Genomic DNA, 20,706 nt, shown 5'->3' on the forward strand with positions numbered 1-20,706 from the left:
TGCTCTTTTATTTTATGTTCTCCTCAAACATTACCAACTTTGGCGGAGGATATATCCAATTATTTCATTCTACATTAAAAATTTTAATTCCTCAAATAATTACTGCTTATACTTGTTTGTTTGTTTTAGTTCCTAGGTTTTTGAACACAAAAAAAACAACACTTTTTATAATTTGGGTGGTACTTTTATTAATATTTATGTATGGGTTTTATCTGTTTTTACATATGTTTTTGTATGAACCTAAATACATACAGTTTTATAATGAAATTGCTAAAAAATATGCTGAAGAAACATACTTTGAACGGCTTTTAAGTTTTTCAGCTTTTTTAAGTAAGTCTATAAAATTCTTAACTCCTGCTACATTATTATTAATGGCTAGTTTTTATAAGAATCAACAAAAACTATTAATTTTAAATGAACAAAAAAAGACTGCTGAATTAACAGCCTTAAAACATCAATTAAACCCGCATTTTTTATTCAACACATTAAATAATCTATATACTTTAGCTTTAAAAAAATCAGATCAAACCCCTGAAGTTATTGAACGATTATCTGATATTTTAGACTATATGTTATATCGTTGTAATGATACTTTTGTCTCGCTTCAAAAAGAAATTGAACTTATTGAAAATTACCTGTCTTTAGAAAAAGTTAGGTATGGAAAACGAGTACAAATTTCTTTTGAAAGAAATATTCAGCAAGATGTTAAAATTGCTCCATTGTTATTACTTACTTTTATTGAAAACTCCTTTAAACATGGCGTAAGTCAAGAGCTAAATGAAGCTTTCATTACAATTAATATCAGTCTTAAAAACAATCAAATTATTTTTAACATTAAAAATTCTAAACCAACTGTTAGTTTAGAAAAAAACACTGAACATTGTATTGGATTAAAAAATATAAAAAAGCAATTAGAATTGATTTATCCTGATAATTTCGATTTAGATATAGAAAATACTACAAAATTTTATACCGTAACATTAAAACTACTAGCTAAATAATGATTTATAAATGTTTAATTATTGATGATGAAGAATTAGCTAGAGAATTAATAGAAACTCACATATCTCAGTTAACAGATTTTGAATTAGTTACTTCTTGTGCAAGTGCTATTGAAGCAAGTAGTATTTTACAACAAGAAACTATCGATTTGCTTTTTTTAGATATAGAAATGCCAGTTTTAAAAGGAACTGATTTTTTTAAAAACCTAATACAAAAGCCTAAAGTAATTTTCACTACTGCATATCGAGATTATGCTCTAGATGGTTTTGAATTAAACGCCGTTGATTATTTATTAAAACCTATTACTTTTTCTCGTTTTTTTAAAGCTATTGAAAAGTTTAAATCAATACATTCTACTGGTAAACAAACATCTATAAATATTTCACCATCAACAACTAATGACTATATTTTTGTTACTAAAAACAGAAAAAAAATAAAAATTATTTTTACTGATATATTATACATAGAAAGTTTAAAAGATTATGTGAAAATTCATTTAGAAAATGAGTTTCATACTGTAAAATTTAGTATTTCAGCTTTTGAAAAAGAACTAGACAATAGATTTGTTCGTATTCATCGTTCTTATATTGTAAACCGTAATAAAATTACTGCTTATACAAAAAACGATGTTGAAATTAATGCTATTGAAATTCCTATTAGTGATAATTATAAAGAAAACATACTCGATATTTTAAAATAAAAAACTCAGGATATTCTCCTGAGTTTTTTTAATATTTTATAATTTGCCCTACTAGTTCTTAGTCATTGTTAAAACCATAGTAGTTTTAAGATCTTGCCCTTGTACTTTCATTGTCATATCAATTTTAGACTCTGTAGGTACTCCAGATTTTTTATCAACAGTCATTGTTCCTATAATATCTCCTAATGCCATTCCTTTAACTTTACCCGTTACATCTAATAATACAGTTTTACTTGTAATAGATTTCACTTTATAAACAAAGTTAAAATCCATTCCCTTACTATTTTTAGACATATTCCAAGTATCACCAACAGCAACTGCATTTTCAGGATATACAACATTACTTGATTGATTCGCTAAATCACTTGTTCCTGGAATATTAGGCTCTACTTTTGATTCTAATACTTTTCCTAAGTTATTACCTTTCATAGTTATAACTGCCTGCAACATAGGATCCATTTGAGACTTCATCATTTTACCAGTATCATCTAAGTCTTCTGCTTTTTTTGAAGAATCATAAGACATTGGCATACCTTGCTGTATCATATTCATTACCACTTTGGTAATTTTCATTTCACTAGTATATTCAGAATTAGAAACACTTTTTATGTCTTGCTTCATTTCAATATTCATGTTCATTGACATTACTGTTCCCATATTTTGAGACATTTTCATGTCCATAACATAGCTATCTCCTTTTTCATAATTTAAACGCAGTAATACTTTCTCTTGCGCTAATGTTATTGTGCTTACAAACAATAATAAAGCGATAATTTTTTTAGTCATTTTAATAGTTTTTTGTGGTGTACGAATATACGTAAATAATATTTTTTTCAAACGAGTATCAAATCGTAAATCACTATTTTTTAATCATTATTTTTAACAGTGTCATAAAAAAAACTATTTAAATTTAAAAAATTCTCAAATAAGCCTTTGATTCTATCTTTTTTTTAGTCACTTTTGACTATTCCTTAATCTATTTTAAATTTTTAAAATGAATACTAATACTAAAACCACAATGCTTTATAATAAAGGTGCACTTCAAAACGAAACATTGATTGACCTTTACAAAAGAATGTTATTACCTAGAATGATAGAAGAGAAAATGTTAATTCTTTTACGTCAAGGGAAAATATCAAAATGGTTTAGTGGTATTGGGCAAGAAGCCATTTCTGTTGGGGTAACTTATTCTTTAAATAAAGATGAATATATTTTACCAATGCATAGAAATTTAGGCGTTTTCACCACTCGGGATATACCTTTAAATAGATTATTTTCTCAATGGCAAGGTAAAGCAAATGGTTTTACAAAAGGAAGAGATCGAAGTTTTCATTTTGGTACTCAAGAATATAATATTATTGGAATGATTTCTCATTTAGGGCCTCAATTAGGAGTTGCTGATGGAATAGCTTTAGCCAATAAACTGAAAAATAACAATCATGCTTGTGCCGTTTTTTGTGGTGATGGAGGTACAAGTGAAGGTGATTTTCATGAAGCTTTAAACGTTGCTTCTGTATGGAGTTTACCCGTTTTATTTTGTATTGAAAATAATGGTTATGGGCTTTCTACTCCTACTTCAGAGCAGTATAATTGTGAACATATAGCTGATAAAGGTATTGGTTATGGTATGGAATCACATATTATAGATGGTAATAATATTTTAGAGGTTTATATTAAAGTTTCTGAATTAGCAGAAAGTATTAGAAATAACCCAAGACCAATTTTATTAGAATTCAAAACTTTTAGAATGCGAGGTCATGAAGAAGCTAGTGGTACCAAATATGTTCCTACAGAATTAATGGACGCATGGGCTGTTAAAGACCCTTTAGATAACTATAGAGAATATTTAATTACTAATGGTATTTTAACTAATACTATAGATGAAGAATTTAGAAATGAAATAAAAAACAACATCAATGAAAATCTTAAGGCTACTTTTGAAGAAGATGTTATTTCATCAACAATAGAAAAAGAATTAAATGATGTTTACCAAAAAACTGAATACAAGCATGTTTCTGAAAACTCAGAAACTGAAAACATACGTTTAATAGATGCCATTTCAAAAGGGTTAAAACAGGCTATGGAACAAAACGATTCCATTGTTGTTATGGGGCAAGATGTTGCTGAATATGGTGGTGTTTTTAAAATTACAGAAGGTTTTATTGAGCTTTTTGGTAAAGCACGAGTTCGAAATACTCCTATTTGTGAATCTGCTATAGTCTCTGCTGCATATGGATTAGCTATTAATGGAATGAAAGCTGTAATGGAAATGCAATTTGCAGATTTTGTTTCTACTGGATTTAATCCAATAGTAAACTTATTAGCTAAATCTCACTATCGCTGGAATCAAAAAGCCGATGTTGTTATACGAATGCCTTGTGGAGCTGGTGTAGGTGCAGGTCCTTTTCATTCACAATCAAATGAAGCTTGGTTTACAAAAACACCTGGTTTAAAAGTTGTTTACCCAGCTTTTCCTTATGATGCAAAAGGTTTATTAACAACCGCTATTAACGATCCAAATCCTGTATTATTTTTTGAACACAAAGGTTTATATAGAACTATTTACCAAGACGTTCCTACTGATTATTACACACTTCCTATTGGCAAAGCTTCTTTATTAAAAGAAGGTAAAGATGTTACTATTATTGCTTTTGGACTTGCAGTACATTGGGCTTTAGAAACATTAAAAAAGGATCAAAATATTTCAGCAGATTTAATTGATTTAAGGTCTTTACAACCATTAGATACTGATACAATTTTTACTTCTGTTAAGAAAACTGGTAAAGTAATTATTCTTCAAGAAGATTCTTTATTTGGAAGTTTATCTGGAGAAATTTCTTCTCTAATTACAGAAAATTGTTTCAAATATTTAGATGCTCCGGTTAAACGTGTTGCTAGTTTAGACACTCCTATTCCTTTTGCTGGAAACCTAGAAAAAGAATACTTGCCAAAACATCGATTTGAAAATGAGCTTTCAGAATTATTAGCTTATTAGAATTCTTTTAAAAAATAATAATAAAAAAAGCTTAGTAATAATTACTAAGCTTTTTTTATTATTCCTGTATGAAGTATTATAAATCTTGATTCACATCCCAAGACTCTAATATTTCTTTTAATGTTTTTATAAACATACCACCTAAAGCTCCGTTAACTACTCTATGATCATAAGAATGTGATACAATCATTTTTTGACGAATACCAATGAAGTCTCCTTCAGGTGTTTCAACTACTGAAGGCATTTTTCTAATTGCTCCAAGTGCTAAAATAGCTACTTGAGGTTGATTAATAATTGGTGTTCCCATAATTGAACCAAAACCACCAACATTAGTTACAGTATAAGTTCCTCCTTGAATTTCATCTGGCTTTAACTTATTCGCTCTTGCTCTATTTGCTAAATCATTAACTTGTTTAGTCATTCCAACTAAATTTAATTGATCTGCATTTTTAATTACTGGTACAATTAAATTTCCATCAGGTAAAGCAGCAGCCATTCCTAAATTAACATTCCCTCTTTTTATAATTTTATCACCATCAACAGCGATATTAATCATAGGATGTTTTTTTATAGTTTGAGCTACAGCTTGCATAAATATTGGAGTAAAGGTTAACTTTTCACCTTCTCTTTTTAAATAAGCATCTTTAACCTTATTTCTCCATTTTACAATATTAGTAACATCAATTTCAATAAAAGATTGGACATGAGCAGAAGTTTGAACTGAATCAACCATATGTTTAGCAATTAGCTTACCCATACGACTCATTTCAATAATTTGATCTTCTCCACTCATTGTTACTGGAGTAGAAGGAGTTTTCACTTCTTTAACTGCTACTGGTGCAGCTTCTTTGTTTTCAACTTTTTTAGGCTGATTTCCTCTATTTTCTAAATAAGACAGTATATCATTCTTTGTAACTCTCCCATCTTTTCCAGAACCGTTAATAGTATCAAGCTCATCGATAAGAATTCCTTCCTTTTGTGCTATATTTTTAACTAAAGGTGAGTAAAAACGGTCACTTGAAGTTGTATCTAAAGAAGTTGTTACAACTTCTTTTGCTACTTCTATACTCTTTTCAACTTCAACAACAGCTGCTTTTACATCTTCTTTAACTTCAGAATCAGATTCTCCACCATCACCTTCTGTTTCTATAATTGCAATTGTTTCTCCAACTTGAACAACTGTATCTTTGTCAAATAAAATTTCAATTAATTTACCTTCAACTTCACTTGGTACTTCACTGTCTACTTTATCGGTAGCTACTTCAACAACGGTATCATCTATTTCAATCGTTTCTCCTACTTCTTTTACCCAAGAGGTAATAGTTGCTTCGGCAACACTTTCGCCCATTTTAGGCAACTTCAATTCGTATTTAGCCATTGTTTGTCTATTTTGTGGATTGCGAAAGTACTAAAAATCGATGGTTTTTCATCATAAAAAATGCTAAAAAACAATTCTTAAGGATTAATTCATATTACATTATTACCAACAAAACAAACAAATTCAAACACATTCTATCTTCAAACACTTAAAAAAACTACTAATTTTACCATATTCTCAAAATAAAAACAACTATCGTTTTAATCCTTTATTCGTTTAATTTATGACGAATTTTATTTACAATAACATAAAAAACATCTTCATTCTGTTTATGATAAAACAACTTTTTATGCTATTATTGATTATTATTACGTTGAATCATACGTAATCTCTCTTCTGCTCTTTCTAATTCTCTTTTAGCTCGTCTTACATTTTCTCTTGCGTGTTCCATACCATTAAATCCATTTCTTGATCTTGAATGCTTAGTTATTAACTTTTGTAAATCATTTCCTAAAGCTTTTATTTTCTTATACGAATATTGAGAAACCTCATTTTTGTATAAAAATATTTTCATTGTCTTTTTTCTAAGCGTACATTCAAAAACTAAAGAACCATTACTTTTTTTTGACCAAACATAATTACTTCCCTGTACTTTTAATTTATATCCTTTTAATTTTTCTTTTAAAAGATTTTGAATTTCATTTCTTTTAGATTTTTGAAATTTGGCTGTGAAATCGTAAGAATCATCAGAATTAGAAATACTTGTAGAGTTACTAATTGTTGTTGTAACATCTGTATGTCTATTTCCTGAATAACTACTATTTGATGGTGTAGGTGGCGTAGGAGGTGTTTGTGCAATTGTTGTAAATACGCTAGTAAACATGAACAAAAAAACTAAATGTGTAATCTTCATAATATGTTATTTTATAATTAATTAGATTACAAATGTAGATAGTGTTTTTAATCAAAAAGAATAAATAGTAACCATTAACCTATGATTAACCTTAAACACAGAAGCATTAACTTATCTTGAATTCTAACCCAATTCCTCTTGAACTTTCAATAGTAATGTTTGGATCCTTTTTAAAATATTTACGTAGTCTACTTATAAAAACGTCCATACTTCTACCAGAGAAAAAATCATCGTTTTTCCAAACAGCATTTAAAATTGCTTCTCTTTTTAAAAGTTGATTTTTGTGCTTAAATAAAAACAATATTAATTCAGTTTCTTTTTCTGTTAATTTTTGTATAGAATCATTAAAAGTCAATTCTAATCTTTGTGTATCAAAAGTATAAAAACCTATAAGCATTTTAGACTCGATATCTTTTTTTACTACTTTAGTATTTGTTCTTTTTAAGATATTATGTAATCGTAATACTAACTCATCTGCTTCAAAAGGTTTTACGATATAATCATCTGCCCCTAATTTTAATCCTTTTAGCTTATCTTCTTTCAACTTTCTTGCTGTTAAAAAAACAAAAGGTAACTCTGGAAACAACTTGGTAATATTTTCGGCTAAAGTAAAGCCATCCATTTTAGGCATCATTACATCTAATACACATATATTATAGATATTAGATTTGATATTGTTTAATGCCTCTTCTCCATCTTTAAACCAAGTAACATTATATCCAGTAATTTCTAAATACTGTTTTAAAATATTTCCAAAATCGATATCATCTTCAACCAATAATACATGGTGCTTATTCTCTTCTTTCATTTTTAAACTGGAATTTTAATTGTAAATGTAGTTCCTTTACCCTTTTCACTTTCAACAAGAATAGTTCCTTTATGAGCTTTAATAATTTGATTACTATAATAAAGCCCTAACCCTAAACCTTTAACATCATGTATTTCATTAGTATCAACTCGATAAAATTTATCAAACAACAATTCTTGATTTTTCTTTGATATTCCAATTCCATTATCAACTATTGAAATACATAAATTCTTATTATTTTCTATCCTGCAACTTACATTAATTTTTGTCCCCCCATATTTAACAGCGTTTTCTAAAATATTAAATAAGGCAGTTGTTACAAAAAACTTATCAAGAGCAATTTTGTTTTTTAAACTACAATCTCTTTCAAAGCTAATTTTTTCACTTTCAACTGATAATAAAAAATCATTCAACACTGTATTTAAATACTGATCTATAACTATTGTTTGCTTATTTAAGCTTATTTCATGATAACCTAAACTATTATTTAACACTTGATCTATTAATTTCTGTAAACGAGTATTTTGCCTCTCAATTGTATTTATTACTGAGTCGATGACTACTGGCTTATTTTTCACTTCTTCTTTTTTCAGCATTTTTGTTGCTAACGATAATGTTGCTAGCGGTGTTTTTAATTCATGGGTTATATTATTAATGAAATCTGTTTTTATATCTGCATTTTTCTTCTGAGTGATTAATGATTTAATTGAATAATATAACAATGCTATAACCACTAAAAATATTAACAACGATAAAATCAATATTAATTTCATTTTACCCAAAACTATAACTTCCCACTTATCAATATTTATATAGTCTCTACTTTCAAAATGAAGTTCATAACTAACACTTAGCTCTTTTTTATTTATTTCTCTAGAAAAAGAACGCTCAGTGTGCCAATAAGAATTACTTACTTGTAACTCTTTCACGTTTTCGAATTCTGAACCTAACAACTTAAAATCTGGGTTGTTTTTTCCTTTAAAAATTGTATCTTTTTTTCTTTCTGTAACTAAAGTGATATTTTTTAAAACTTTATGAAACTTTAGATTATATCCTAATTTTTTTTTCTTTAGTTCTTCATTATATGCTTCTATATACAAAGGGTTTATTGAATCTGTTATTCTTCTTAACTCATTAACAACTTCTTTTTTTGTTAAGTTATTTATGCTGTATTCATCCAATTTATCCATCAAGAATGTCTTCCATTTTATATTTAATGAATCTAAACCTGGAGTATAATCATCAATTTTAGAGATAGCTTCTTTAGCTTTATTTATAAAATTCTCTTTCTTTAAATCATAAGTGTTCTTTATAAGTGTACCTTGAATTACTGATAAAGCAAGTAAACTTATAATTGAAACTATAATTAATCTGGTTATTTTATTTTTCATTTATTACTCTATACATCTGGAATTTTTCACTAATCTTTTACTCGATTACAATGTGTATCCCTTTTTAATCTACATCAAAAATATCAATAAACAAGTAACTGTATAAATAAAACTTCTTTATTAACCGTTCATTAACCTTGAAACTATTACTAGATAAGGGTTTATGTAAAAAGAGAGTAAATATTAACAAAACTTCTATATATCAATAAAACATTAACCTTCTCTTTAACCCTGTATTAACCAGCTTACTTATAGATCCTTCACATCTTTGCTTCATAATTAAAAGCTACAATTATGAATTTTAAAATGCTCACGTTTGTTTTTCTATTATACTCTTTAGGAATATATGCTCAAAAATCAATTACTACAAATACCATTTCACAACATATAAAAATAGATGGCTTATTAAACGAGGATACTTGGAAAACTCATCTAAAAAAAGTTCAATTAAAACAACTAAGTCCTAATAACGGAAATTTACATTCAAATGCTTCAAAAATTGCCATTACAAATGATGATTCTTTTTTTTATATCGCTGCAGAATTATCATCTCCATCGATTACCAATATATTAACTTCTAGAGATGATGTTGGTACCTCTGATTACTTTGGGTTTATGATAGATTTATTTGGTGCCAACAGAGAAGCTTGGGCATTTTTAGTAACTCCAGCAAATGTACAAACAGATATTAAACTAACTCCTAATGGAAATTACGGAGAATGGAATGCAGTATGGGAAAGTGCTGTAAAAATATATGATGATAAATGGACTATAGAACTTAAAATTCCTTTTAATAGTTTACGTTTCCCTAAAAAAGACTTTTCAAACATTACAATTAATTTTGAACGTTTTGATGCAGTTAACAATGAAAATTCTTTTTGGAATTACATTAATCCAAACATTAATGGCCTTTTAAATCAGTTTGGTGACCTTAAAGGTTTAAAAAACGTAAGTCCTCCTATAAATTTATCATTTAACCCTTTTGTTTCAATGATTAATGAGAAAACCCCTAACAAACTAAATACCTACACTTTTACTGGAGGACTTGATTTAAAATATGTACATAATAATGCATATACTATTGATGTTTCTTTAATTCCTGATTTTAGTCAAGCCTTGTCCGATAATCAGGTTTTTAACCTTTCACCTTTCGAAATTAGATTTAATGAAAACAGACAGTTTTTTGTTGAAGGAGCTGAAATTTTTGATAAAGGAGGCTATTTATATACACGAAGAATTGGAGGAACTCCAGTCAATAAAAATAATTTTAATATTGAAAAAAATGAAGAAATAATAAACAATCCTATATCTTCAAATATCATAAACTTATTAAAATTTACTGGGAAAACTGAAAAAGGGTTATCTATTGGTATATTAAATGGTATTACAAGTAAAAGTGAGGCAACTGTTAAGAATACAGTAACCAATAAAACTATGAATATTGAAACCAATCCGTTAACTAACTATAATTCAATTGTAATTGATAAAACTTTAAAAAACAATTCGTTTTTAACTTTTATAAACAATTCAGTAATTAGAAATGGAAATACTTATGATTCAAATTTAAGTGCGTTACTATACAGATGGTATAATAAAAAAAGGACGTATTCTATGTACTTTAAAAAAGCCCTTTCTCAAAAATATTATGCTAATTTAGAGAATCAATTTGGTCATGAATATTATGCTTCATTATCAAAAATAAGTGGAAAATGGACAGGAAACATTTCTTTTTATTTCTTAGATGATACTTTTGATAATAATGACTTTGGATATCTTCCTAGAAACAACCAATTAACAATAAGATCAAATATAACTTACACTAATAATAATCCTAAAAAAACATTTTCTCAATATCGAATTAATTTACAGCATTCTCGTAAATATTATTATACTTTATTAGAAAATGAACAAACATATTATAAATTAAATACGAGTGCTACTTTTAAAAAAAATAATCATAAAGCCTATGCTGTATTTACCTATGCTGAAAAAGGTAAAAACTTTTACGAACCACGTGTTAAAGATAGATATTTCAACAAACCTGCTTTTACTGAAACGGTGTTAGAATATCAAACTAATAGAAATAAAAACTTATATTTTGCTGCTTATTTTGTTGCTGTGAATTATTTGAATTCTGATATATACACCAATGAAATTGTAACAGGATATGGGCTAAGATGTCGTTTAGGACAACACTTATTTTTTAAATTAGAACAAGATTTAACAAAAAACCCAAGTAGTGCCGGATACATAACTCAACAAGGAAGTGATATTATTTTTGGTAAGCGTAGTATTAAAGAACTTACAAACTCATTACATATAAACTATGCTATAAACGCTAAACTAAACATATCAACAAGGTTACGTCATTATTGGATTCAGGTAGATTATGACAAACAATTTACATTATTAAATGATGGAAACTTAATTACCAATAATTACACTATTAATCCAAATAACTATGATGAAAACTACAATAACTTTACTATTGATTTTATCGCTAAATGGCAATTTGCTCCTGCTAGTGAAATTAGTTTAGGGTACAAATTAGGTTCAAATTTTTATAATAATGATGTAAAGTCTTCTTATTTCAGTAATTTAAAATCAACCTTAAAAGAAGACAATAGTAATACTATGTCATTAAAAATGACTTACTTTTTAGATTTCAATAAAATAAAAGAAAAACTTTTTTAACTAAAAAAACTCATTAACTATAGTTAATGAGCTTTTTTTTATTGTATCCATTGTTTAGGAGTCGCTAAAACTGACAAAAGTTTAGCTTCTTCTGAATTTTCTTCAGGATGATGATTATATTTCCATTGAACTACTGGTGGTAAACTCATTAAAATACTTTCAATACGACCATTAGTTTTTAAACCAAACAATGTTCCTCTATCATGTACTAAATTAAACTCTACATAACGTCCTCTCCTTACCTCTTGCCAATCTTTATGTTCCTTTTGATATTCTATAGCCTTTCTTTTCTCAACAATTGGCACATATGAATTCAAAAAACTATTTCCAACTTCAGTTACAAACTTATATCTGTCTTGAATAGAAAACTCTTCATTTTCCTTTAAATAATCAAAAAATAATCCTCCAATACCTCTTGCTTCATTTCTATGAGCATTCCAAAAATAATTATCACAAGTTTCTTTAAACTTAGGATAAAAAGATTCATCATGCTTATCACAAGCCTCTTTACATACTGAATGAAAATGAACAGCATCTTCATCGAATAAATAATAAGGAGTTAAATCTTGTCCACCTCCAAACCATTGAGTTACTATTTCTCCTTTCGAATCATACATCTCAAAATAACGCCAATTAGCATGAACAGTAGGTACAAATGGGTTTATTGGATGTAGTACTAAACTTAAACCACATGCAAAAAAATTTCCTTCTTCTACTCCAAACTGTTTTCTTAAAACTTCCGGTAATTCACCATGTACGGCAGATATGTTTACACCTCCTTTTTCAAAAACGTTTCCGTTTTCAATTACACGAGTTCTACCTCCACCGCCTTCTGCTCTTTTCCATAAATCTTCTTGAAACTTAGCTTTTCCATCTACTTCCTCTAATTTAGAAGTTATAGTATCTTGTAACCTTTCTATATATGCGTAAAAAGTATCTTTCATTTTTGTAATCTTAAAAGGCAAAAATAACTATTCTGTTAATTCCTTTACTCTAATTTCTTTAATAGTTTCAGTGGTTGCTGCTGTAACTGATAATGGTAACACCAATATAACACCTACTATTGGGATTAATAAAAAAAGTATAAATACAATTCCATTACCTATTGCTAGTCCTTTATGTTTTTTTACAAACTCAATACTCTCTTTGTATTTGAAATGACGTTCAAGTGTGTAATCCATATTTCCAAACCCAGCATAATAAGCCTGCATTAAAAACAGAATAACTGTAGAAAATATACCTATTATTGGTATTAAGCTTAATAATAAAATTGGTATTGTTAATAATAACTCCTTAGTTAAATTTCTTACATTAATTCTTACCCCCCTTACAAGTTGTTCTTGAAATGATGTTTTTCTATGCGAATGATTTTTTCCTTTATAATACTCTTCAATTTTTTCAGAAACTGGACTCATAAATGGTGCTGAAAGTGCCATAACAACATGTTTATACAAAACAAGGCCGACTACTAAAATCAATAACCCGCTAAAAAAAGTACTAATAACTTCAAATGCTCCCTTTCCAAATTCCCATTGCCAAATATTTGAAATATAATGGCCTATATTATCTGATAAAGAATAGGCTAGGAAGCCAATTAAACTAGCAGTTAAAACACTAATAATTATAGGAATAGTAAAAAACCTCCATAGCTTTAGTTTTGATATTAATTGAAAAGCTCCAAAGTATGCTCTTACCCCTCTAAATATATTTTGAATCATAACCACAATTTATTTTGATATAAAAATACAAACCTCTTTCTAAATATAGAAAGAGGTTTGTATTTTTTGTAAAAAATTTACTATTACTGTAAAACAGGCTTAAGAAATTCTTCTAATTGCTTTTCATTTATTTTGTTTACTTCATCCCATCCCATTTTTTTAGACGGCGATGCAGCTCCCCTTTTAAAGTTAATTATTTGCTTATCTTTTGAAATTAAATATGCAGTAGGATAATCTAACTTATGGATAAATCCATTAATTGTTACTGTAGATTTATCTGAATTCTCTTCTGAAGAAGCTACTAACTGTATTCTTTTATCTAATTTTTTAGCCATTCTTTCAGCTCCTTTTTTCTGATCCCAGAAAAGCATAACGAACTCCATTTGTCCATTATATTTCTCAACCATTTTATTAAGAGCAGGTATTTCTCCCCAACAAGGAGCACACCAGGTTGCAGCAACTATTAATAAAATTGGTTTATCAACTTTATCAGTGCTTATAACTTTTCCATCAATTGTAGTAAAATCGTAATTAGATACATATTTACCTTTTACACAATTTTCAACAATGTCATTTAGCATAGCTGCATCTTTACTAGGGCTAACTATACAATCATTAACTGCATCTTTATAAAACTCTTTTGCTTGGGAAAAGCTAATTTGAACAGTTAAGGTTAATAATACAAGTAATAATTTCTTCATGATTAATTATTTAAGGGGCTGTAATATATTAAATAATATTTAAATTTTATATTCTTTTACCGCGTCAATAAATGCTTTTGCATTTTCTAACGGAATATTAGGTAAAATTCCATGCCCCAAGTTAACAATATATTTGTCTTTACCAAACTCATTTATCATTTGGTTTACCATTTTTTTTATTTCAGCCGGTGGAGACAGTAATCTAGAGGGGTCAAAATTACCTTGCAATGTAATATTTCCACCTGTTAAATAACGAGCATTTCTTGCAGAACATGTCCAATCTACTCCTAGGGCTGACGCGTTTGACTTGGCCATTTTATCTAACGCAAACCAACATCCTTTACCAAAAGCAATCACTGGAGCATCATCTTTTAATGCTTCTATTATTTGATTAATGTATTGCCATGAAAATTCTTGATAATCAGTTGGAGATAACATTCCTCCCCATGAATCAAAAACCTGTAAAGCATTTACACCTGCCTTTACCTTTGCTTTTAAATAAGCTATTGTGGTCTCTGTTATCTTAGTAAGCAATTCATGTGCCAAAATTGGTTGCGTAAAACAAAACTCTTTTGCTTTATCGAAGTTTTTAGAACCCTGACCTTGTACCATATAACATAAAATTGTCCATGGAGAGCCCGCAAACCCTATCAAAGGTATTTCGTCGTTTAATTTTTCTTTAGTTGCCTTAATAGCCTCCATAACATACCCTAATTCTTCATTTACATCTGGCACAATTACCTGATCTAAACTTTTTCGGTCTCTAATTGGGTTTGGTAAATATGGTCCAAAATCTGGTTTCATTTGAACCTCTACATTCATTGCTTGAGGCACAACTAAAATATCTGAAAATAAGATAGCGGCATCCATTCCGTATCTTCTAATTGGCTGTACTGTTATTTCTGAAGCTAGCTCAGGAGTTCTACAACGCGTAAAGAAATCATACTTTTTTCTAATCTCAATAAACTCTGGTAAATATCTCCCCGCTTGACGCATCATCCATACCGGTGGACGATCAACTGTTTCACCTTTTAAGGCTCTTAAAAATAAATCGTTTTTTATCATTTTATATCTCTACGTCATTACGAATATAATAAAGTATTTTTATTTTTATAGATATACTTTTGTTTGCTTTATTGGTAACAACTATTTTTTATTACATTTTTGACACTGCTTCCATTGATTTATCAATGGCTTGAGTTATTTTTTGAATATCTTTTTCTGAAATTGCTGAAGATAAAAACCAAGCTTCAAATTGAGAAGGTGGTAAAAACACCCCATTTTTTATCATTTCCCAAAAGAATACTGCAAACTTTTTAGTATCTGAAGTTTGTGCTTCTTCAAAATTTGTTACTTTTTTAGAAGAAAAGAATGGATTTATCATAGATCCAAATCTATTTACGGTAATTTCAACACCATATTTCTTTGCTGATTCTAATAAGAAAACTTCAATAATCTGTGCTATTTCATTAAACTTCTCGTATGGGTTTTGCTTTTTTAACTCTGTTAAAGTTGAAATTCCTGCAGCCATAGCAATTGGGTTTCCACTCAAAGTTCCTGCTTGATACATTCCTCCTAGTGGTGCCACCATTTCCATGATTTCATTTCGAGCGCCATATGCTCCTACTGGGAAACCTCCTCCTATTACTTTTCCTAAACAAGTAATATCAGCTTCTACATCAAATAACTCTTGTGCTCCTCCGAATTTAGAACGGAAACCAGTCATAACCTCATCTACAATTAATAAAGCTCCTTTACTTTCTAAATATTCTTTTAATTCTTTTAAAAAGTTATTTTGAGGAGTTACTACTCCCATATTACCAGCAACAGGTTCTAAAATAACTCCTGCAATATCATCATGAGCTTCAAAATGTGCTTTCACACTTTCGATATCATTATAATTAGCTATTAAAGTATTTTTAACTGCTCCTTCTGGTACGCCTTTACTTCCTGGTAAACTTAATGTAGCTAAACCAGAACCAGCTGCTACTAATAAAGCATCTTGATGCCCATGATAACAACCTGCAAATTTGATCACTTTGTCTTTACCTGTAAAAGCTCTTGCTAAACGTATTCCACTTAATACCGCTTCGGTTCCTGAATTTACAAAACGAACTTTATCCATTCCTGGAAAAGCATCACAAACAATTTTAGCTAATTTAATTTCGTTACTTGTTGAAGCTCCAAACGAGTATCCGTTTTTTAATGCCTTTGTTATTGATTTTTGTACTTTTTTATGACGATGTCCTAAAATCATAGGTCCGTACGATAATACTAAATCAACATATGTATTGCCATCAACATCTATTATTTTACTTCCTTTTGCTTTTTTTATGAATAAAGGGTTTCCTCCTACTGAAGAAAATGCACGAACAGGAGAATTTACAGCTCCTACTAAATTTTCTAATCCTTTATTATATAGTTTTTGTGATTTTTTAAATTTCATCTTTAATATTTTTAGTCGCTACTTAATGAATTAAGTAATCTTTACATAAAGATTACTTTGTCATTCTTCCTTGTAATGACATTATTTTTTCAGTAATAATCTTGCAGCTTCCTTAGCAAAATAAGTAATAATAATATCAGCACCTGCTCTTTTCATTGACAGTAAACTTTCCATCATTACTCGTTCACCATCAATCCAGCCTTTTTCAGCAGCTGCTTTTACCATGGCATACTCACCACTTACATTATAACAAGCAATTGGTCTGTCAAAATTATTTTTTAAATCTCTAATTATATCTAAATACGATAATGCTGGTTTCACCATTAAAATATCAGCTCCTTCTTGATCATCAAAAGTAGCTTCTCGCATTCCTTCATCTCTGTTTGAAGGATCCATTTGGTAAGTTCTTCTGTCTCCAAATGAAGGTGATGAATCTACAGCTTCTCTAAACGGACCATAAAATGCTGAAGAATATTTTACCGAATATCCCATTATTGGTAAATTTGGAAAACCTGTATTATCTAGAGATTCACGCATCATTGCAATAGTACCATCCATCATTCCTGATGGTGCTACCATATCTGCACCTGCCCTTGCATGAGAAACAGTTTGCTTTGCTAGATTTACTAATGTTGCATCATTATCTACATCATTATTATGAATCACACCACAATGACCATGTGATGTATACTCACAAAAACACACATCTGTAATTACATATAAACTTGGATAGTTTTTTTTGATAAACCGGATTGCTTGTTGCATAATTCCGTTATCATTCCAAGTTTCTGTTCCTACATCATCTTTCTTTGAAGGTATTCCAAATAATAATACTGCTGGAATATTCAAAGTAACTACTTCTTCTAATTCTTTTGAAATAGTATCTAGTGAATACCTTTTAATTCCTGGCATTGATGGAATTTCAGATTCTATACCAGTTCCTTCTTCAATAAATAGAGGATAAATAAAATCATCAACAGACAATTTAGTTTCTCTAACTAATCTACGAATCCCCTCTGATTTCCTAAGTCTTCTAGTTCTAAACATTATAAATCTAGTTATAAAAACACAAAAAAGATAAAAGAAGCATGTACTCTTTTATCTTTTTAATGTTTGTTTTATTATTTTTTTGCGAAGTGTAAATTTACAAGTTCCAAAACACTTTCTACTGTTGGTAATTTAGCTACTTGTACTTCTTCAAAATATTTTTGTGCTTCCTTAGCTGTAGTTTCGCCTATACAAAATGCCACTTTATTTGGTTCATTTTTTTCCATATAGCTCTCTACGGTTGATGGACTATAGAACAATACTCCATTTACTTTACTATCTACCTTAACCGAACTATATGTTGTTTTATAAGCTTCTACTTCGTTTACTTTTATATCATTTGCATTTAGAATAGCTGTTAAGGTATCTAAACGTAAATTACTACAGAAATAAGTAACCTCCTCTATTTTTAAAAAACCTGCTAAATATTCAGCTAATTTTTTAGCATTTTTTTCAACATGTGTAACTTTACCTATTCGTTGTTCAATTAGTTTTTTAGTTCTTCTTCCAACACAGTAAATATTTTTAAACTGTAGTTCTTCTTTTGTAAAATTGTGTAAAATTGCTTCTACTCCATTTTTACTTGTTATAACTACATTTTCAATTTCTTTTTTAATTACTTTAGGAGCAATACGATTAAATCTAATTTTTATAAAATCACTATCCTCAGTACTAACTGTAGTTGGTAATAGTTTTTTTTGTATTTCAGATAGTTTTTTAGTTGAATAAATTGAAAACTCCTTTTCAATTCCTTCATCTTCTAGCATTATTAACTTCCCTCCTTTTTCAATAATATGAGTAGCACAATCTTTTGCTAAAAACTTATGTCTTCCTAATGGAACTTTTTTGCTTATTTCTATTTTCTTACTACCATCTCTACTTAATAAAACTCCTTTGAAATTTATTTCTTTTTCTACTTCATTTATATAAGCTAAAGCACCAATAGGCGCAGTACAACCACCTTCTAAACGGTTTAAAAACTCACGTTCAATTGTTGTACAAGTTTCAGTATCTCTATCATTAATTTGTTCACACGCATCTTTTGAAAAAGTATCCTCATCTAAAACAGTAACCATAATAGCTCCTTGAGCTGGTGCGGGTACCATCCATGATAATGAAATAGCTCCTTGCGGTCTTTTTCCTAAACGTTCAAGCCCGGCAGCAGCAAAAACTGCTCCATTCCATTCATTAGCATCTACCTTTTCTAAACGAGTATTTACGTTTCCTCTTAAATCAACAACATTATGAGTAGGATAACGATTTAACCATTGTGCTTTTCTTCGTAAACTTCCAGTAGCAATGGTACCTTCTTTTTGTCCCATAAATTCTTCAGTATCTTTTAATACTAAAACATCATTATGGTTTGCTCGTTTTAAAACAGCTACTTGCACTATTCCTTCTGGTAAAACAGTAGGTACATCTTTCATTGAATGTACAGCTATATCTATATCTCCATTCAACATAGCTATATCAAGGTTTTTTGTAAAAATACCTGTAATACCTAATTCATATAAAGGTTTATCAAGAATGATATCTCCTGTTGATTTTATAGGTACTATTTGGGTTTGGTATCCTAATTCCTCTAACTCTTTTCTTACTTTGTTAGCTTGCCATAAGGCTAGTTCACTTTCTCGTGTACCTATTCTAATTATCTTCTGCATCTACTTGTTGTAAAGTTGTTCCAAAAACCCTTGACATTACTTCTATACTTTGGTTAATTGAAGTTTTTTCGTCTTTTAAGTGTTTTACGAATTGTGTAGTTATTTTTTGTATAAATCTTGATGTTATTACTTCAGCTTGAGTTTCATCAAAATCTTGAATTTTTTTCTTGTGAAAATTAATTTCATCTTTTTGAATAGTTAACAATGATTGTTTTAATGCATTAATAGCTGGTGTAAACCTTCTATGATTTAACCATTCGTTAAACTCTTCTTTATAAATTTCTATGATATTCTCCGCTACAGGTACTTCTTGCTGACGAACAGCCAATGTTTCATCTGTTATTTTAGAAAGTTCATCAACATTAACTAAAGTAACATTACTTAAACTTGCAACTTCATCAGATACATTAGCTGGCATTGATAAATCTAGAATCAATAACTTTTTATCAGAAACGTGGTTCTTTGTTATAGTAGGTATATCTGCCCCGGTAGAAACTACTAAAACATCTGTATTACTAACCTCTTCTGTTAAATTTTCATATTTTGCTTGCCTAATTAAAGGATGCTCTTTAACAAAGTCTTCTGTTTTTTGAGCTGTTCTATTAATTAAACTAACTGTTTTGTTTCGGGTATACTCTGCTAAGTTTTTACAGGTATGCTTACCCATTTTACCTAAACCAAATACTAAAATATTTTTAGTGTTATAATCTGGTAGATTTTTTATTAAATATTGAACAGCAGCATAAGATACAGAAGTAGTACCTGAACTTAACTTAGTTTCATTTTTAACTCGCTTGCTTGCTTGCATTACACAATTTAACAAACGTTCTAAATAAGCATTTGTAGTTCCAGCTTCTTTAGCTTGTTTAAAAGCTTGACGTAATTGGCCAACTATTTCATAGTCACCCAAAATTTGACTATCCAAACCCGTTCCCATTCTAAACAAATGCTGAATTGCATCTTGGTTCTTGTTTACATAAGAAACTTTAGCAAAATCTTCAACTGATCCGTTTGAGTGCTTACATAACATACTTATTAATTGAAAAGGATGTTCTGCAAATCCTGTTATTTCAGTTCTGTTACATGTAGAAAGCACAAAAAGTTCACCTAAGCCTCTTTCTTTTGCGTCTTGCAAAAGAGCTAGTTGATTTTCTTTTGACAGTGAAAACTTTCCTCGTGTATTAGCGTCTGCTTTTACATAGCTAACGCCGATATTATAAAATTTAGTAGGTCTATTATCTGTATCCATTAAAATCTTCTTCCAAAAAACATTCAAAAATATAAAGTTTAACTCGTTAAAAGTATCGCTAAA

At 29.0% G+C, this 20,706-nt stretch carries 17 protein-coding genes; 4 read left to right on the forward strand and 13 right to left on the reverse strand.

The genetic code is table 11. The features are described 5' to 3' along the window. Positions 1–197 precede the first annotated feature (197 nt). Together DS884_RS15820 and DS884_RS15825 are read left to right on the forward strand one after the other, a co-directional pair. Positions 198–1,001: a sensor histidine kinase gene (locus DS884_RS15820; protein WP_158530860.1), complete on the forward strand. Its 804-nt coding sequence runs from the start codon at positions 198–200 to the stop codon at positions 999–1,001. Continuing rightward, the gene (locus tag DS884_RS15825; RefSeq protein WP_093871729.1) at positions 1,001–1,702 is read left to right on the forward strand and encodes a LytR/AlgR family response regulator transcription factor; all 702 of its coding nucleotides are present in this window, start codon (positions 1,001–1,003) and stop codon (positions 1,700–1,702) included. Before DS884_RS15820 ends, DS884_RS15825 begins: the two co-directional genes overlap by 1 nt. A 51-nt stretch (positions 1,703–1,753) precedes the next feature. Here DS884_RS15825 and DS884_RS15830 read toward each other — a convergent pair whose 3' ends face one another. After that, the gene (locus DS884_RS15830; protein WP_093871730.1) at positions 1,754–2,488 is read right to left on the reverse strand and encodes a DUF6263 family protein; all 735 of its coding nucleotides are present in this window, start codon (positions 2,486–2,488) and stop codon (positions 1,754–1,756) included. A 208-nt stretch (positions 2,489–2,696) separates the two neighbouring features. On the opposite strand from DS884_RS15830, the gene DS884_RS15835 reads away from it, so the two are divergent. Further along, on the forward strand, positions 2,697–4,697 hold the full coding sequence (locus DS884_RS15835; RefSeq protein WP_199488224.1) for a thiamine pyrophosphate-dependent enzyme: 2,001 nt from the start codon (positions 2,697–2,699) through the stop codon (positions 4,695–4,697). Positions 4,698–4,773: 76 nt separating this feature from the next. Here DS884_RS15835 and DS884_RS15840 read toward each other — a convergent pair whose 3' ends face one another. The 4 genes from DS884_RS15840 to DS884_RS15855 all read right to left on the reverse strand — a co-directional run bounded on the left by DS884_RS15840 (position 4,774) and on the right by DS884_RS15855 (position 9,127). Then, positions 4,774–6,075 (reverse strand): dihydrolipoamide acetyltransferase family protein, encoded by a 1,302-nt coding sequence (locus tag DS884_RS15840; protein ID WP_113787440.1) that lies wholly within the window; start codon positions 6,073–6,075, stop codon positions 4,774–4,776. 295 nt (positions 6,076–6,370) lie between these two features. Next, on the reverse strand, positions 6,371–6,928 hold the full coding sequence (locus DS884_RS15845; RefSeq protein WP_113787441.1) for a hypothetical protein: 558 nt from the start codon (positions 6,926–6,928) through the stop codon (positions 6,371–6,373). Positions 6,929–7,034: 106 nt separating this feature from the next. Then, the gene (locus DS884_RS15850) at positions 7,035–7,736 is read right to left on the reverse strand and encodes a response regulator transcription factor (RefSeq protein ID WP_093871734.1); all 702 of its coding nucleotides are present in this window, start codon (positions 7,734–7,736) and stop codon (positions 7,035–7,037) included. Between the two features lie 2 nt (positions 7,737–7,738). Next, a complete protein-coding gene (locus tag DS884_RS15855) occupies positions 7,739–9,127 on the reverse strand; it encodes a sensor histidine kinase (RefSeq protein ID WP_113787442.1) in 1,389 nt (462 codons plus the stop codon). Between the two features lie 294 nt (positions 9,128–9,421). On the opposite strand from DS884_RS15855, the gene DS884_RS15860 reads away from it, so the two are divergent. Beyond that, positions 9,422–11,821 carry a DUF5916 domain-containing protein gene (locus DS884_RS15860; RefSeq protein WP_113787443.1) on the forward strand — a complete coding sequence of 800 codons (2,400 nt, stop codon included), beginning with the start codon at positions 9,422–9,424 and terminating at the stop codon, positions 11,819–11,821. A gap of 38 nt (positions 11,822–11,859) precedes the next feature. Here the strand turns inward: DS884_RS15860 and hemF are convergent, their stop codons facing one another. The 8 genes from hemF to hemA all read right to left on the reverse strand — a co-directional run bounded on the left by hemF (position 11,860) and on the right by hemA (position 20,643). Continuing rightward, a complete protein-coding gene (hemF, locus tag DS884_RS15865; RefSeq protein WP_113787444.1) occupies positions 11,860–12,765 on the reverse strand; it encodes an oxygen-dependent coproporphyrinogen oxidase in 906 nt (301 codons plus the stop codon). A gap of 27 nt (positions 12,766–12,792) precedes the next feature. Continuing rightward, the gene (locus DS884_RS15870) at positions 12,793–13,539 is read right to left on the reverse strand and encodes an EI24 domain-containing protein (RefSeq protein WP_113787445.1); all 747 of its coding nucleotides are present in this window, start codon (positions 13,537–13,539) and stop codon (positions 12,793–12,795) included. Positions 13,540–13,622: 83 nt separating this feature from the next. Beyond that, the gene (locus tag DS884_RS15875; RefSeq protein ID WP_093871739.1) at positions 13,623–14,240 is read right to left on the reverse strand and encodes a TlpA family protein disulfide reductase; all 618 of its coding nucleotides are present in this window, start codon (positions 14,238–14,240) and stop codon (positions 13,623–13,625) included. Positions 14,241–14,279: 39 nt separating this feature from the next. Next, positions 14,280–15,305 (reverse strand): uroporphyrinogen decarboxylase, encoded by a 1,026-nt coding sequence (gene hemE, locus DS884_RS15880; protein ID WP_113787446.1) that lies wholly within the window; start codon positions 15,303–15,305, stop codon positions 14,280–14,282. Positions 15,306–15,396: 91 nt separating this feature from the next. Next, positions 15,397–16,686 (reverse strand): glutamate-1-semialdehyde 2,1-aminomutase, encoded by a 1,290-nt coding sequence (gene hemL, locus DS884_RS15885; protein ID WP_093871741.1) that lies wholly within the window; start codon positions 16,684–16,686, stop codon positions 15,397–15,399. A gap of 81 nt (positions 16,687–16,767) precedes the next feature. Beyond that, positions 16,768–17,733 carry a porphobilinogen synthase gene (gene hemB / locus DS884_RS15890; protein WP_113787447.1) on the reverse strand — a complete coding sequence of 322 codons (966 nt, stop codon included), beginning with the start codon at positions 17,731–17,733 and terminating at the stop codon, positions 16,768–16,770. A gap of 74 nt (positions 17,734–17,807) precedes the next feature. After that, positions 17,808–19,394, reverse strand: a complete 1,587-nt coding sequence (hemC, locus tag DS884_RS15895; RefSeq protein ID WP_113787448.1) for a hydroxymethylbilane synthase — start codon at positions 19,392–19,394, stop codon at positions 17,808–17,810. Beyond that, positions 19,378–20,643 carry a glutamyl-tRNA reductase gene (gene hemA / locus DS884_RS15900; RefSeq protein ID WP_093871744.1) on the reverse strand — a complete coding sequence of 422 codons (1,266 nt, stop codon included), beginning with the start codon at positions 20,641–20,643 and terminating at the stop codon, positions 19,378–19,380. Before hemA ends, hemC begins: the two co-directional genes overlap by 17 nt. Positions 20,644–20,706 lie beyond the last annotated feature (63 nt).

It is taken from the genome of Tenacibaculum sp. E3R01 (assembly GCF_003318185.1).
GTDB lineage: Bacteria > Bacteroidota > Bacteroidia > Flavobacteriales > Flavobacteriaceae > Polaribacter > Polaribacter halocynthiae.

Excerpts from the sequence above, each read along its gene's own strand:
- hemB (WP_113787447.1), bottom strand. The coding sequence starts at position 17,733 with ATGTTTAGAACTAGAAGACTTAGGAAATCAGAGGGGATTCGTAGATTA.
- hemL (WP_093871741.1), bottom strand. The coding sequence starts at position 16,686 with ATGAAATTTAAAAAATCACAAAAACTATATAATAAAGGATTAGAAAAT.
- hemE (WP_113787446.1), bottom strand. The coding sequence starts at position 15,305 with ATGATAAAAAACGATTTATTTTTAAGAGCCTTAAAAGGTGAAACAGTT.
- DS884_RS15840 (WP_113787440.1), bottom strand. The coding sequence starts at position 6,075 with ATGGCTAAATACGAATTGAAGTTGCCTAAAATGGGCGAAAGTGTTGCC.
- hemA (WP_093871744.1), bottom strand. The coding sequence starts at position 20,643 with ATGGATACAGATAATAGACCTACTAAATTTTATAATATCGGCGTTAGC.
- DS884_RS15825 (WP_093871729.1), top strand. The coding sequence starts at position 1,001 with ATGATTTATAAATGTTTAATTATTGATGATGAAGAATTAGCTAGAGAA.
- DS884_RS15850 (WP_093871734.1), bottom strand. The coding sequence starts at position 7,736 with ATGAAAGAAGAGAATAAGCACCATGTATTATTGGTTGAAGATGATATC.
- DS884_RS15860 (WP_113787443.1), top strand. The coding sequence starts at position 9,422 with ATGAATTTTAAAATGCTCACGTTTGTTTTTCTATTATACTCTTTAGGA.
- DS884_RS15845 (WP_113787441.1), bottom strand. The coding sequence starts at position 6,928 with ATGAAGATTACACATTTAGTTTTTTTGTTCATGTTTACTAGCGTATTT.
- hemF (WP_113787444.1), bottom strand. The coding sequence starts at position 12,765 with ATGAAAGATACTTTTTACGCATATATAGAAAGGTTACAAGATACTATA.
- DS884_RS15835 (WP_199488224.1), top strand. The coding sequence starts at position 2,697 with ATGAATACTAATACTAAAACCACAATGCTTTATAATAAAGGTGCACTT.
- DS884_RS15830 (WP_093871730.1), bottom strand. The coding sequence starts at position 2,488 with ATGACTAAAAAAATTATCGCTTTATTATTGTTTGTAAGCACAATAACA.
- DS884_RS15820 (WP_158530860.1), top strand. The coding sequence starts at position 198 with ATGTATGGGTTTTATCTGTTTTTACATATGTTTTTGTATGAACCTAAA.
- DS884_RS15875 (WP_093871739.1), bottom strand. The coding sequence starts at position 14,240 with ATGAAGAAATTATTACTTGTATTATTAACCTTAACTGTTCAAATTAGC.
- DS884_RS15855 (WP_113787442.1), bottom strand. The coding sequence starts at position 9,127 with ATGAAAAATAAAATAACCAGATTAATTATAGTTTCAATTATAAGTTTA.
- DS884_RS15870 (WP_113787445.1), bottom strand. The coding sequence starts at position 13,539 with ATGATTCAAAATATATTTAGAGGGGTAAGAGCATACTTTGGAGCTTTT.
- hemC (WP_113787448.1), bottom strand. The coding sequence starts at position 19,394 with ATGCAGAAGATAATTAGAATAGGTACACGAGAAAGTGAACTAGCCTTA.